This window comes from Rurimicrobium arvi, from assembly GCF_039540495.1.
GTDB classification, from domain to species: Bacteria; Bacteroidota; Bacteroidia; order Chitinophagales; family Chitinophagaceae; genus Rurimicrobium; species Rurimicrobium arvi.
In genome coordinates this window covers 472,172-486,750 of sequence record NZ_BAABEZ010000024.1, presented here as the reverse complement: position 1 = coordinate 486,750, position 14,579 = coordinate 472,172, and the positions used below count along the sequence as shown (strand labels likewise).

Below are 14,579 nucleotides of genomic sequence, written 5' to 3'. Positions count from 1 at the left end.
TACCTAAGTAGCCGTTCTTACCTGCGGTTATGAAATTCATCATAACCCGCTGCTTTATTTATTTTGCTTCCATCTGTTTCAAAGAACTTTGTTTAACAATCACTAACCTCTGTCAGTAACCTTTCCGTTAAACCGTGATCGATCCGGGGAACTCGAACCCCGCTGCCTGCCTGTCATTTATCGACTCTCTTAAGAACTAACTCCCTCACTCTCTTTCGTTTGGGGTTGCAAAGGTAAAACCTTATTTTCAAACCACCAAATTTATTTTTAAAAAACTTTTCGAAAGAACGTTTCGTTTTTTATTTGGGAGGGCAAAGATACTGTGTTTTTTCAAACCACCAAAAAAACTTTTAGTTTTTTTTCTTTGCTGTTAATCCGTTAGCTGTAAGAACTTCTGTTTCCCGCTTCGCTGTTTGCGTTTTGGGAGTGCAAAGGTAAGCGGCTTTTTGTTTCTGCCAAATTTTTTTTGAAAAAAAATCCGGTTGGAATACCGGATATAGATGAAAGCCAATACCAGAGCGGTTCTCAGTCTTCAAAATAATATGGATTCAGGTACACGCGCTTCATATGGTTCTTACGCAGATACTGATCCAGCTCCTGATTTACCCTGATATCCGGCGCATAGATATGGCTCGCCATCAATACTATAATCACCCTGTTCGGATTATACCCTGTTATAGAAAGCGCGCGCTCATTATCTGTTGTCTTCTGCATCTCTTCTATAAACACTTCAAACTTTGCTTCGTCTTCAGGTGCGATCACTATATTAATGATCTCCAGTTCAGACACACTGGATTTAAAAGGCTGTCCTATCAGGTGTTTATAGAACTTGATTATCTTTTCCGCTTTCGAGTAAGTGAAGATCATTCAATATACGATTCAGTGATACCGCTGGCGGTACCGGTTTGTACTGTATTGGTTGGTTATTGGTTTGGTGCGTTGTTTCTCTGGCTGAATGCGATTATCCGAGCAGTGTTTTCACCGTGTCGATGAATTCATTAATCACAATCGGTTTGGAGAGGTAAAGATCCACTCCCATATTCTTACTGTCCCTTATTGCATCCTCATTAGTAATGGATGAGAATATAATAATCCGTGCGTCCTTGCCATTGGGATGCCTTCTTAATTCCTGTATAAATTCGAAGCCATTCAGATACGGCATCATTATATCAGTAATCACCAGGTCATACTTCATCATATTCAGCTTATCCACTCCCTCTTTACCGTCTCCGCCACTAACGACATTAAAGCCGTTCCGCTCCAGAACCTTGCTGATTATTTTCTGAATGATATCGTCGTCGTCAATAAGCAGTATGTTTTTCATCTCTTGGCCAGAATTATGTTAGGTTAGTATTCTCAAAAGTAATTATTTTTTTTCCGGAAATGAAAATAGTCTTTACGAAAAAAAACGGTAACAGCCACGACACTTTTTATGAGATTTGGTTTTTAATTTGTAAATTAGCAATGAACATAATGAGCATTGTCTTTATTTTGCGTTCATTTTTTAAACAACGGGATTTATGGCAGACAATAAGATTGTGGTACTGTACGTAGATGACGAGGAAAATAACCTGATTTCATTCAAGGCCACTTTCCGTATAAAGTATAAGGTCCTCACTGCCATCAGCGGCGATGAGGCCATGGATCTCCTTTCAAAAAACAAGGTCGAAATTATCGTCACCGATCAACGCATGCCCAACATGACAGGCGTAGAGTTTCTCGAGCGTGTACTGGTTAAATTTCCCGACACGATGCGGATCCTGCTTACCGGATATACCGACACAGCAGCGGTAATAGATGCGATCAATAAAGGCAAGATCTTCCATTACCTCACCAAACCGTGGGATGAGCATGAACTGGACATGACGATACAGCGGGCACACGAAACGTTCATGGAACAGGAGCGCATCAAGAAAATGAATGAGACGCTGTCTGTTTCTAACGATCAGCTGGAGTTTTTACTGCGCCAGAAGCTGCTCTCCTGATACACGTCGGTCAGAAAGGTGAACGGAATGCCGCAAAAGGCAGAAAATTGCGGTCTCTATCGGATAATACCGGATTTTCGCAGGCCCAATCGAACCCTATGGAGTCGAATGCAATGCCCTCATCTGCAGACGCTACGTATTCTCCGGATACAAGGTAGTACGTCACGGAACCTTCTTCAAGGCTTTTAAAGCCATGAGCGAAGCCTCGCGGAATGAAAAAAGCGCGGTTATTTTCCGCCGAAAGCACCTGTGAATACGTTTTCCCGTATTCAGGCGAAGCGCTTCTCAGATCTACAATTACATCCAGGATGGCTCCGTAAGGACAAAAGACCACCTTATCATGGTCGTGCGGCGGCAGGTGAAAATGCATGCCTCTGATCACATCTTTAGCTGATACGGAAAAATAACTCTCTTTAAGCCGGAAATTGATTCCCTGATCCTGAAACGCCGTGTCATTAAAGGTTTTCACAAAGCGGCCCCGGTTGTCGGAAAAGCAGGGCATGTCTAGCAATTTATGCTGCATGGGATCGTCGGATTTTTTCGCAAAATAGTTGTTTGATTTTATACACCGACAATTTTTTACAATAAACACACTGCGGCTATAGGATTTCAGAAAATATTAGTTACTTTAGTCATCATTTTTTTTGACCAATATCCAAATTATGAGAGGAGTTAATAAAGTCGTATTAATCGGAAACGTCGGAAAAGCACCAGAGATACAGATACTCGAAGGCAATCTTGCAGTGGTTAAATTTCCACTTGCCACAACCGAAAACTACAAGGATAAAAACGGCAACTCGGTTTCCCACACGGAATGGCATACAGTTGTATTGTGGAGAGGACTGGCCGAGCTCGCTCAGAAATACCTGCATAAGGGAAGCATGATCTACGTTGAGGGGCGCATCCGCTACCGCAACTGGGAAGACAAAGACAAAATCAAACGTGGTTCCACTGAAATAGTAGGCGACAACTTCGTAATGCTGGATAAGCGTAAGGACAATGAAGGCAGAAGTGAGCAATCGGAAAGCGTTGAAGAGAATTTCCAGCGTATGGAAGACGATATGGCTTTCTAGTATGATATACAGGTAACTTATAGAAAGATCCTCCGGGCGGAGGATCTTTTTTGTGTACATCTGTTCTAAAATTACTGCGACAGATTCCGTGTGAAAAACACGAACCCGTTCTTTTCGTATAATTCACGCAGATCAGGATCTTTGCGATATGGATCTGCATTCTGGATCTTACATACAAAGTAGACCGGTCTGTCTGTATGCCCATGCATGAGCCATTCCCGGTCGTAATAGCCTGGATTTTGTACCGGCATTTTCTTTGCATAGAACAGATAGGCATAGCTATGGAAACCGACAACGTCTATGTATACATCTTTGCCCGCTTTATCTTCATAAAACTCAATGGCCGCACGTTGTGAATACGCTTCGATCTTGGGTACAAAATGCAGCATGGTATATTGTATCGATGCAACCTGAAGGATCATCAGGAACGTAAGCGAACGGGAAAACCGCGTCTTCCACGTCCACCCTATCAGCCATATGGCAAGCAGGTAAATTATACCCGGGATACACTCCCAATAATTCCAGGGCACATCGGCCTGTAAATTTCCTACTGCAAAGGGGTCTTTTATCAGCGGTATCAGACGGTCCTTATAAATTCCCACCAATGGCAGCGCAGTAAGGACAATACCCCACAGGGTGCCGAGAAAAATGAACAGAGCTTTCACTCCAGCTTTTACACTCGGCGGGTTCTGCATGATGCGGAATATCTGCCGTGCAGCCAGGTAAGTAAGGGGGTAATAACAAAGGGAAGAATAGTGTACGATCTTCGTTTTTACTATTGAAAAAAGGATCAGCACCACCCAGAACAGAATCCACATCCATTGTCCCCAGGCCAATGCGGGTTCTGAACTCACCACCGGACGCTTCCGCAGTGAGTATTGAAACAGAAACACGGAAGCCGGGAAACATCCTATGAGCAGTACAATCGGGTGATAATACCAGGGTTCTTCATGATCGGCTATGTTCTGAGAAAACAAGCCGGCCTGGTAACTCAGAAACTCTTTAATAAAAGTGGGACCGTTCTGCAGCCATTCCACACCAAACCAGACGGATGTGACCAGCAACGCCACTGTTGCTATCCCCAGCAGATGTTTCCAGGAATAGCCGTTCAGCCCCCTGTTCAGCACTATATATACGCCAAAGCTCAAAGCTGATACAAGAATAGCTACAGGCCCTTTAGTCAATACCGCAAGCCCGAGAAACAACCCTGCGAGCAACATGTGTTTCCATTTAGCTGCTTGTATCCTGAGACAGAAAACCTGGTAAAAGGCCAGGAAAATAAACAGGTTGAATACCGGGTCGATGATACCGGTTTTAAAATAAAAATGAGGCAGCCAGGTGGCAGCATACAATGTCACCCATAATACCCCAAAGCTATCGTTGACAAGTTTGCGCCCTGCAGAGAACAGGAACCCGAAAGTGACCATACCGGCAAGCGCGTTAGGGAATCGTGCGGCAAATTCATTAATGCCGAACAGTTTCATGCTCAGCACCTGCAGCCAGATAAAAAGCGGCGGCTTTTCGAAAAAAGGCTGGTAATCGATCTGCATACGCAGGTAGTTTTTGGTGACAATCATTTCGCGTGCACATTCTGCGAAATTGATCTCGTCCCAATCGAACAGATGCACAGCGCCCAGAAACGGCACAAACAGGATCAATGCAGCCAGGAATACCTGAATAAGGCGTAAGTTAGATGATTGCATATGCGGCTATTTTTCGGCTGTTGCGTTGCCGTGAAACCGGTAACGGCACCAGGTCAGTAATTCAAAAATAAGGATAGCAAATAAAGTACCGATCAAAGAGCCTGCGTAAACATCTGCGAAAAAATGTGCAGTAAGGTATACGCGGGCGTAAGCGGTGGCCAATGCCAGCACAAACGCAGCCAGTCCCCATGCGCGGTAACGTGGCGGAAGCCACAGCGACACGATAAGAAAGAACGAAAATGCCCCTGTGGTATGTCCCGACGGGAAACTGTTCGAATGCAGCAGATCCCAGGTTTCCAGACGATGCAGGTAAGGCACCTGCGCAAATAAAGACATCGGGCGCGGTGCCGCAACCAAATGCTTCACCCACTGTGTGATCAGCGAAGGAATGATCGTACCGGCCAGTACAGCTATCGCAAACCATATATTTCTGAACGGGCGGAAGCTGATAATGAGCAGCAACGCGATTACGAGAATACCCCAGAATTCGCCCATACGCGAGCACCATTCAAATAACACATCTGCCTGCGGTGAATTGTGTGTATTGATCCAGAAAAACAGCTGGGATGCTTTATAATGATACAGTAATACCCCACCCAGCAGGCTCCAGATGCAAAATGGAACCAGGTAAAACAAATTGAAAGATCCTATGAACGGTTTCCGTGTCAAGAAGCTTTATTTTTTTTAGCCCGGAATACAGAGCGTACCATTCCCACAACACGCATATACCATTCTTTACTGAACATTTTGGAGTCGTTCATCGCCGCTCTTATAAAAATCACCGCAAACGGCAGCAATGCAACAGTAGACAGCCACATACCCATATAAGGAGGTAGCTTTTTACTTTCAGAAAGTGTTTCTCCCGTCTGGGACGTGATAAAGTAAGCCACGAAGAATATTACCGCTACAATCAATGGCAATCCGATGCCTCCCTTACGGATGATAGCACCCAACGGAGCTCCTATCAGGAACAGCAGCATGCACGCAAAAGAGATGGAGAATTTCCGGTGGATCTCAATTTTGTACGCAACGATCGAATCGTTGAATACGTCAAACATCTTGCTGGTAATTTCGGAATACAGTTTTACACTTCGGGCCTGTGCCTGAGCCAGTTCAATCGCCCTTTTCCTTACCGAATCCGGTATCTGCGCCAACAGACCTGAATCAGGTAGGCTTTTTGCCACCGCTGCTACCGCCACTTTGTTCATCAGCGTCTTTTTCTGATCGCCCTGAAATGAATAATATGTCTTCATTTCCGAAGAATAGCGGTTTACTTCCCGCAGTTTATTGCGGCCAATGGTATCGATCTGGTGGGTCAGCTGACTGATATTCATCATGGTCTGACCGTTCTTCATCGAGTTTTCATCCGATTTACGAACCGTGAAGCCAGACATGTCAAACACCTTATCATATTGTTTAAAGCTCATGCGCGTCTGCGAATAGCTGTTCGCACCACGGCCATTCTGAGCTTCTTCATAACGCCAGCCGTCTTTCAACCGGAAGATCAGTGCCCGCTTCTCCGGAACAGGCAGCAGTTCTGCGCTTTTGGCAATCACCATTTTATCATTACCGGCTCCGGCCGATACATCGTATATGATCACATCACGGATCGTATCTCCGTTTTTGCTTTTACTGCCGATGCGGATTGCGAAACCGGAGATGTCTTTATTGAATTGCCCCTCCCGCAAACTCAGCGTAACTTTTGAGTTACGCAGGTCGTACAGCAGGGTCAGTGCTTTCAGGTTGGCAATCGGAATGATATTGTTGGAAAAGAAAAAGGCGAAACCGCTGATCGCAACCATCAGCAGGAAAAGAGGTTTCATGATACGCAATAAGGATACTCCCGCCGACTTGATCGCAATCAACTCATAGTTTTCGCCCAGTGCTCCGAATGTCATGATCGAAGCCAGCAGCACTGCCAGGGGAATTGCAAGCGGTACCAGCGTAGCCGACATATAAAACAACAGCTGAAGGATGAGGCCTATGCCAAAACCTTTACCGATCAGTTCGTCCATATACACCCAGAAGAACTGCATCACCAGTACAAACAGCATCACAAAGAAGGACACCACAAAAGGTCCGAGGAAGCTGCGTATCAGTAATATGTCTATTTTCTTAGGTAACATCCTTATATTTTACAAACCTAACTAATTAGAGATTAGCACCCGCAGTTTCCGATCCGAAATGCACATAAACATTCAATAAAAAACCGCTCTCAAACCCGGATCGGGATGAGAGCGGCAATATCTGAGGAAGATTAGCGGATATATCCGAGAATCTTGAGCATGCTCTGATAGCTTTGCTCTTTAGCATACAGCCAGTCTTCCAGTTCACCCGTCTTCGCATTGTACTCCACCACCACGTGTTTGGGTGAAGGGATCATACAATGCTTGATACCACCATAACCGGCCAGTTGATCCTGGTAGGCTCCGGTATGGAAGAACCCTATATACAAAGGCTCATTGTCCTTCTCTGTGGTGTCTTTAGTATTCTTTACCTTCTTTTCAGGAAGCTCTCTCACCGGTGCAGCATTTCCTTTCTCGTTTACCGGCAGGAACACTGCGTTGATATGCTCTTCAGAGGTATAAAAGTCGTGACTGTCGCAGGTGAGCCCACCCAGGTGCACTTCCTGGTATTCCTTATCCCATTTGTTGATGGGCAGGAGCAGGAATTTTTCCCCGATACCCCATGTATCCGGTAAGGTGGTGATGAAAGAACTGTCGATCATATACCAGATCTCACGGTCGTTCTGCATCTTCTCATCGAGCACACTGTAAATAACGGCACCGCTCTCCCCTACTGTAAACGAACCGAATTCTGTATAGATATCCGGCATTGCAACTTTATTGGCTTTACATACTTTCTTAATCGTGGAAACGATTTCGTTTGCCATATAGGCATAATCGTAATCGAATCCCAGAGAATGTTTGATCGGGAAGCCGCCACCGATGTTGATCGCGTTCAGCTCCGGACAAATTTTCTTCAGCTGGCAGTACAGGTGCAATACTTTGCTCAGTTCACTCCAGTAGTAGATATCATCCTTAATACCCTTGTTCATAAAGAAGTGCAGCATGCTCAGATTGAACTTGCTGTTGCCCTTGATCTTATCAATATAGAATTCGAGCACCTCTTTATTGCGGATACCGAGCCGGGATGTATAGAAATCGAAAGTAGGCTCTTCCTCCGTGGCAATACGGATACCGATATTCACCGGGTCTTTGGAGCGGATCCATTTTTTATAATCCTCGAACTCCGCCATATTATCCAGCACCGGCGTTACATTTTTGAAGCCGTCATTGATGAGCTTCGCAATATTACGCGTGTAGGCTTTGGTTTTAAAGCCGTTACAAATGATCTTCGTTTCTTTCGTGATCTTACGACGGCGGTACAACTGCTTGATGATCTCGATATCGTAGGTAAACGAGGTCTCAATATGCACGTTGTGTTTCAGTGTTTCCTCAACGATAAAAGAGAAATGAGAGCTTTTGGTGCAATAGCAGTAATAGTAGTTGCCCTCGTATCGATGCTTTTTGATTGCGTCGTTAAACAACTTTTTTGCCTTATTGATCTGCATTCCGATTTTGGGCAGGAACGTCAGCTTAAAAGGAGTTCCGTACTTGTCGATCAGCTTTTTTATGTCCAGCCCGTTGAAGTGCAGGTAATTGTCTTTCACTTCGAGCCCCTCTTGCGGAAAATCAAATGTTTGATTTACGAGGTCATGGTATGTTGGTTTGTTCATTCTTGGATGAAAACGACAAAAAAGTTGTAAATAAAGATTACTGCTTTAAAAAAATCAGACAAATGTACTGCAATTTCGATATTTCAAGCGGTTTCTGAGATATTTTCCCCCGAGCAATCAATCCTTTAACCGGCGGGGGCATTATGTTCAAGTGCATGTTTTGCGCTATCTTGCGGCACTTATGTATCGTACGCACACATGCGGAGCGCTCCGCCAGGAAAATATAGGTCAGCAAATCACGCTTTGTGGCTGGATCCAGGCCATTCGTAAATTCGGCAGTATCACGTTTGTAGACCTGCGCGACCGGTATGGCGTGACACAGCTGTATTTCGACGAACAGTTTAACAATCAGCTGGATGACACTCCTCTGGGACGTGAATTTGTTGTTCAGGCTTCCGGTAAAGTAATCGAACGCAGCAACAAGAACAATAAAATACCCACAGGCGATATTGAGATTGCCGTATCTGAATTTAAAGTGCTGAACAGCGCTGCCACACCGCCGTTTACGATCGAAGAAAATACAGACGGAGGAGATGAGCTTCGCATGAAATACCGGTTCCTGGACCTGCGCCGTCCGACGCTGCGCCGCAACCTGGAGCTGCGTTACACAGTGAACCGTTCGGTACGTAATTATCTTGACAGTAAAGGATTCTGGGACATTGAAACGCCTTTCCTGATCAAATCTACCCCTGAAGGTGCGCGTGATTTCGTGGTTCCCAGCCGTATGAACGAAGGTCAGTTTTATGCGTTACCGCAAAGTCCGCAGACATTCAAACAGTTGCTGATGGTGAGCGGTTACGACCGTTATTACCAGATCGTGAAATGTTTCCGTGATGAAGACCTGCGGGCCGACCGCCAACCGGAATTCACACAGATAGACTGTGAAATGGCATTTGTGGAACAGGAAGATATCCTCGAAACATTCGAAGGCCTGTTCAAACACGTGTTCCGCGATCTGAAAGGAACGGAAATCAACGAAACATTCCCGCGCATTACTTTCGACGATGCCATGTGGCATTACGGGAACGACAAACCGGACATCCGTTTCGGAATGAAATTGCAGAATCTGAAAACACCGTTCCGCACAGCATCCGTAACGGCGGCTGAAGACAGCATTTATTGTGAGGCATTGAAAGGTGTGGATTTTAAAGTAACCAACGATGCGGAAACGATTCTTGCCATCTGCGTACCGAATGCTTCGGAGTATACGCGCAAACAAACGGACGAACTGACGGAATGGGTAAAGCGTCCTCAGATCGGCATGACCGGACTGCTGTTCATCAAATGCAATACAGACGGCAGTTTCAAAAGCAGCGTGGACAAATTTTTCGATGAAGAACGGCTGAAGGCTATTGCAACACATTGCGGAGCCGCAGCGGGAGACCTGATACTAATACTAGCCGGGGCGGAATTGCGTACGCGCAAGGCAATGGCAGAATTGCGTCTCGAAGTCGCTAACCGCCTCGGACTGCGCAATCCTGACGATTATAAACCGCTTTGGGTAATCGATTTCCCGCTGTTTGAATATGATGAAGACGGCAACCGCTGGGTAGCTCGTCACCATCCGTTTACCTCGCCTAAACCGGACCAGATCTCCACTATGATCGAAAACGACCCGAAAATAGGCGAAGGACAACCATTCTATACCCATCCCTACAACGATATCAAAGCAAATGCATACGATCTGGTGCTGAACGGAACAGAAATCGGCGGTGGTTCTATACGGATTTTCCAACGCAACCTGCAGGAAAAGATGTTTGCAGCGCTGGGCATGAGCACAGAAGAAGCACACGAAAAGTTCGGTTTCCTGTTAGGGGCATTTGAATACGGAGCTCCTCCGCACGGCGGTATTGCTCTGGGTTTCGACCGGCTTTGCGCCTTGCTGGGTGGACAGGAGAGCATCCGCGATTTTATCGCTTTCCCGAAAAACAATGCAGGACGTGATGTAATGCTGGATGCGCCTTCTGCCATCGACGAAACACAAATGACTGAGTTAAAGATCAGGAAGGCATAGGATTTTTTCAGAAAAGCTTTTAACGTTTAATTTAATTTATATCTTTACGGCAATAAGACACCGACATGAAAAAACTGATATACGCACTTTGTCTGCTCGCAACCACTGCAATGGTATCCTGTTCCAAGGGAGACTATAGTTCAGGCGACGGTCAGACGGGAAGAAATCCCTTTTCAAAAGTTCCATACCAGAATCCCGTAGGTACTTTTACCGCAAAACTCAACGGAGCCGGGTTCAGCGCAGCTTATTCCAATGCGTATCACTCCGGCAACGGCGGAGAAGTTTTGATCGTTGGATTTAAAACGACTTCTTATTCCGGAGACAAAAAAGACGGTATCATTATTTCTATTCCGTACATCGACAACGCGATATTCGATTTGTCTGATGCATCGCGCAAAACCACCGTTAAGTATTCATCCAATATCGACGGATCAAGTCCTTTGATATTCAATGACGGTAATGTTGTCATTTACTCATCTTCGGATGGACGTATAAAAGGCGGATTTACCGTCTACAACTCTGCTATGAACATTACAGAAGGTACGTTCGACGTTCCTTTCCTGTATTAAGAAACAGCTTTTTTTTCAGGAGCCGTACCGAAAGGTGCGGCTTTTGTTTTATCGTTCCATCCGCAATTATTGCTGTAATTTCGCGGCGATTAAATCTTTATAATGGAACAACGTACGGAAATTGCAAGTATGGGAGAATTCGGTCTGATCGATCATCTGACCCGCAACAATGAAACCCGCCAGGCCTCTACCCTGCTCAGTATCGGCGACGATGCGGCAGTGATTGACCATTTCGGACGGCAGACTGTAATTTCTACGGATATCCTGGTGGAAGGTGTGCATTTCGATCTGATGTATACTCCCCTGAAGCATCTTGGCTATAAAGCCGTTGCAGTAAACGTTTCGGATATCTGCGCAATGATGGCTACACCCACGCACATCACGCTCAGTATAGCGTTGTCCAACCGCATGTCGGTGGAAGCCGTGGAGGAATTTTACGAAGGCGTGTATGCAGCCTGCGAACAATACAATATAGATCTTATAGGGGGCGATACTACCAGCTCCCAGAAAGGGTTATTCATCAGTGTTACGGCAATCGGTGAGATACGGAACGACCAGTTCGTGACACGCAGCGGTGCAAAAGTAAACGACCTGATCTGCTGTACCGGCGACCTTGGCGCGGCCTATGCCGGACTCCAGCTCCTGGAACGTGAGAAACGTATATTTCTTGAAAACCCGGGTGTACAACCCGACCTTCAGCAAAAATCGCACATCATCGGCAAGATCCTGAAACCGGAAGCGAGGCTCGACGTGGTGGAGTGGCTTCAGGAACAGCAAATCGTCCCTACATCTATGATGGACATCAGCGACGGGCTGAGTTCCGACATCCTCCATATATGCCGCGCAAGCGAAACTGGCTGTATTATCTACGATGAGAAACTGCCGATAGATCCGGAAACAAAAGAAATGGCACAGGAGTTTGGGCTTTCCGGTACCTCCTGCGCATTGAACGGAGGCGAAGACTATGAACTGTTGTTTACCATATCCCAATCGGACTACGACAAGATCGTGCTGAGCGAAAAGATCAGTGTGATCGGCTACATAACAGCAGCGGAAGAAGGTATGCACCTGCTTACCAGACAAGGCAACAAACACAAGCTGGTAGCACAGGGCTGGCAGGCATTTTAAAAATAAATTTTAAGAAACATTTGTAAAATCACCCGTGTTTTATAATTTTAGAGCACAATTATGATCCTGAATATGCGATTTTCGATGAAGCAAACACTGGCGGGGATTACTGCCGGTGTCCTTACAGCCCTGTTATCCCTCAGCTCCTGCGCTCCTAAAAGCAGCTGCGACACGCTTGTTTGTCAGAACGGCGGAACCTGCGCTGCGGACTTCTGTAGCTGTCCTACAGGGTATGATGGTCCTCAATGCCAGAACCTGATCACAGAACGCTATATCGGAACCTATGCCGGCTTTACGCGTCCGCGTGACGGACAGGCGACGCATCTCGACACTGTAGACCTGTATAAAAACGATAAGGGTATTCTTTCCCTTTCCGCTGTGCGCAGACGCGCTGCCGATACAATCTACACCGGGATGCTGGATTACAAAAACGATCAGCTGCTGGTGGATGACATCTATAGCAATGACAATAAAAAATCGGTGATCACAATTACCATGGTTGCACCGGGAGTAACCACTGAAGCCCGTACACTGAAAATGACGGTAGTGGATTACCAAAACTCAAGCAAGGTCAACACACTTGAATTTAACGGAACCTGGATCTCCCGTTAATTATAAACGATTGTTCTTATTTTTGCAGTGAAAGGGCGCCCCTCGGACGCCCTTTTTGTTTACCTGAAATTTTGCAGCATGAGCGAACGCATTGAAAAAATAAAGGCGATGCTTCAGAACCAACCCGATGATCTGTTTCTGAACCACGCCCTCGCACTGGAATATATAAAAGCCGGCGATGAGCCCGCGGCGCGCATGCGCTTCGAGCACAACCTCGCGACCGATAAAAATTATGTGGGTACCTACTACCATCTCGGCAAATTGCTGGAGCGCACCGGCCATCCCGATGAAGCACTGCAGATGTACCAGCAGGGAATGGATATAGCCAGAGCATTGGGCGATAACCACGCGCGCAGTGAACTTCAGGGCGCATATGAGGAGCTTGCAGACTGGTAACAAACATGAACACACACATACTATCCAAACAATTTGCGACGCACTGGAAACAGCAGTTCCCGCTTATTCCAGGTGAACAAATACTTTTGGCAGTGAGCGGAGGGCGCGACTCAATGGCCCTCGCACACCTGTTGCTCGAATCGGGAATACGATTTGCCGTAGCACATTGCAACTTTCAGCTACGTGGCAAGGATTCAGATGCAGATGCCGCACTGGTGCAGTCTTTCGCAGAGCAAAAACAGATCAGTCATCACTACATTGCTTTCAATACACTCCAAAGTGCTGCTAATGGTGAAGGTATACAGGAGACCGCGCGAAAACTGCGTTACGAGTGGTTTCAGGAATTGCAGCAGGAATTCGGATACCGCTATATCGCCACGGCTCATCATGCAGATGATAATGCGGAGACACTCCTGATGCATCTGGCACGTGGGACGGGGTTGAGCGGACTGCACGGTATACCGATCATCAACGGGCCGGTGATACGTCCTCTGCTTTTTGCCACACGCAGGGAGATCGACGACTACATTCAGGCAAACAATATTACGTTCCGCGAGGATATATCAAATCAGTCGGATAAGTACAGCCGCAACGCGATCCGTCACCACATTCTTCCCGGGTTGGAAAAAATCTATCCGCAGGCGGTAAACGCCATCAACCAGAGTATAACGCGCTTTACAGGTGCAGAAAAATATTATCGTAAATCCGTGGACCGGGAACTGAAAAAATTGCTCGATCGTCGTGGCCGGGACTGGTATATCCCTTTAAGATTACTGGTAAAAAGTCTGGACCTGCCGACGATCCTCTATGAACTTTTTACACCATTCGGCTTCAGTCCGGGGCAAATGCAGGAAATTCAAAAGCTCCTGCATGCGTCTTCAGGGCACTTTATCGATTCAGCCACGCACAGATTGATACGCGACCGCGATTTTTTCATTGTTACAGAACAATTGTCTGAAGCGGCGGACTTCATACTGATCAATGCAACCGGTGAAAAAACAGACACACCCGAAGGCACGCTCTATCTTTCAGAGTCAGATGCAACAGCCGTTTCGGCAGACAACGCCTACATAATCTTCGTGGATGGGGATAAGCTCACGTTTCCTTTGATCCTGCGGAGACGCAAAACGGGTGATTATTTTTATCCTGCAGGGTTTGGTATGAAGAAAAAGAAAGTATCAAGGTTCCTGATCGATAAAAAAATACCGGCTCCGGAAAAAGACCGCCTATGGATTCTTACCAGCGGAAAATCCGTGGTTTGGGTACTTGGTCACCGTAGCGACGAGCGCTATAAAGTGGCGAAAAGCACAAAAAAAATCCTTAGAATCGAATTTAGATTGAGCTAAAACAAGCCAAAAAA

General features: G+C 46.1%; 15 protein-coding genes. 8 read left to right on the top strand and 7 right to left on the bottom strand.

All coding sequences use genetic code 11. The annotated features are described in order from the left end of the window. Window positions 1–525: 525 nt before the first annotated feature. The gene (locus ABD846_RS14735) at window positions 526–867 is read right to left on the bottom strand and encodes a hypothetical protein (RefSeq protein ID WP_344828757.1); all 342 of its coding nucleotides are present in this window, start codon (window positions 865–867) and stop codon (window positions 526–528) included. A gap of 94 nt (window positions 868–961) precedes the next feature. Next, on the bottom strand, window positions 962–1,324 hold the full coding sequence (locus ABD846_RS14730) for a response regulator (RefSeq protein ID WP_344828754.1): 363 nt from the start codon (window positions 1,322–1,324) through the stop codon (window positions 962–964). A gap of 196 nt (window positions 1,325–1,520) precedes the next feature. Between ABD846_RS14730 and ABD846_RS14725 the strand changes: the two genes are divergently transcribed. Continuing rightward, window positions 1,521–1,985 (top strand): response regulator, encoded by a 465-nt coding sequence (locus ABD846_RS14725; protein ID WP_344828751.1) that lies wholly within the window; start codon window positions 1,521–1,523, stop codon window positions 1,983–1,985. Between the two features lie 10 nt (window positions 1,986–1,995). Here ABD846_RS14725 and ABD846_RS14720 read toward each other — a convergent pair whose 3' ends face one another. Next, complete coding sequence (locus ABD846_RS14720; RefSeq protein WP_344828748.1) at window positions 1,996–2,508, bottom strand: dTDP-4-dehydrorhamnose 3,5-epimerase family protein; 513 nt, start codon at window positions 2,506–2,508, stop codon at window positions 1,996–1,998. A 139-nt stretch (window positions 2,509–2,647) separates the two neighbouring features. On the opposite strand from ABD846_RS14720, the gene ABD846_RS14715 reads away from it, so the two are divergent. Continuing rightward, window positions 2,648–3,058, top strand: a complete 411-nt coding sequence (locus tag ABD846_RS14715) for a single-stranded DNA-binding protein (RefSeq protein ID WP_344828745.1) — start codon at window positions 2,648–2,650, stop codon at window positions 3,056–3,058. Between the two features lie 71 nt (window positions 3,059–3,129). Here the strand turns inward: ABD846_RS14715 and ABD846_RS14710 are convergent, their stop codons facing one another. From ABD846_RS14710 to ABD846_RS14695, 4 genes are all read right to left on the bottom strand, one after another. Continuing rightward, a complete protein-coding gene (locus tag ABD846_RS14710; RefSeq protein ID WP_344828742.1) occupies window positions 3,130–4,761 on the bottom strand; it encodes an ArnT family glycosyltransferase in 1,632 nt (543 codons plus the stop codon). 6 nt (window positions 4,762–4,767) lie between these two features. Further along, window positions 4,768–5,430, bottom strand: coding sequence for a phosphatase PAP2 family protein (locus ABD846_RS14705; RefSeq protein WP_344828739.1), 663 nt, complete (start codon window positions 5,428–5,430; stop codon window positions 4,768–4,770). Continuing rightward, complete coding sequence (locus ABD846_RS14700; protein ID WP_344828736.1) at window positions 5,427–6,887, bottom strand: LptF/LptG family permease; 1,461 nt, start codon at window positions 6,885–6,887, stop codon at window positions 5,427–5,429. Before ABD846_RS14700 ends, ABD846_RS14705 begins: the two co-directional genes overlap by 4 nt. 131 nt (window positions 6,888–7,018) lie before the next feature. Then, window positions 7,019–8,500, bottom strand: coding sequence for a type III PLP-dependent enzyme domain-containing protein (locus ABD846_RS14695; RefSeq protein ID WP_344828733.1), 1,482 nt, complete (start codon window positions 8,498–8,500; stop codon window positions 7,019–7,021). A 181-nt stretch (window positions 8,501–8,681) separates the two neighbouring features. On the opposite strand from ABD846_RS14695, the gene aspS reads away from it, so the two are divergent. The 6 genes from aspS to tilS all read left to right on the top strand — a co-directional run bounded on the left by aspS (window position 8,682) and on the right by tilS (window position 14,565). Then, the gene (aspS, locus tag ABD846_RS14690; protein WP_344828731.1) at window positions 8,682–10,514 is read left to right on the top strand and encodes an aspartate--tRNA ligase; all 1,833 of its coding nucleotides are present in this window, start codon (window positions 8,682–8,684) and stop codon (window positions 10,512–10,514) included. 65 nt (window positions 10,515–10,579) lie between these two features. Beyond that, entirely contained in the window at window positions 10,580–11,083 is a 504-nt protein-coding gene (locus ABD846_RS14685; RefSeq protein WP_344828728.1) for a hypothetical protein, read from the top strand. Between the two features lie 102 nt (window positions 11,084–11,185). After that, a complete protein-coding gene (thiL, locus tag ABD846_RS14680; RefSeq protein ID WP_344828725.1) occupies window positions 11,186–12,211 on the top strand; it encodes a thiamine-phosphate kinase in 1,026 nt (341 codons plus the stop codon). Between the two features lie 60 nt (window positions 12,212–12,271). Continuing rightward, a complete protein-coding gene (locus ABD846_RS14675; RefSeq protein WP_344828722.1) occupies window positions 12,272–12,823 on the top strand; it encodes a calcium-binding EGF-like domain-containing protein in 552 nt (183 codons plus the stop codon). Between the two features lie 78 nt (window positions 12,824–12,901). Then, window positions 12,902–13,219 (top strand): tetratricopeptide repeat protein, encoded by a 318-nt coding sequence (locus ABD846_RS14670; RefSeq protein WP_344828718.1) that lies wholly within the window; start codon window positions 12,902–12,904, stop codon window positions 13,217–13,219. 5 nt (window positions 13,220–13,224) lie between these two features. Further along, complete coding sequence (gene tilS, locus ABD846_RS14665) at window positions 13,225–14,565, top strand: tRNA lysidine(34) synthetase TilS (RefSeq protein ID WP_344828715.1); 1,341 nt, start codon at window positions 13,225–13,227, stop codon at window positions 14,563–14,565. Window positions 14,566–14,579: the final 14 nt, after the last annotated feature.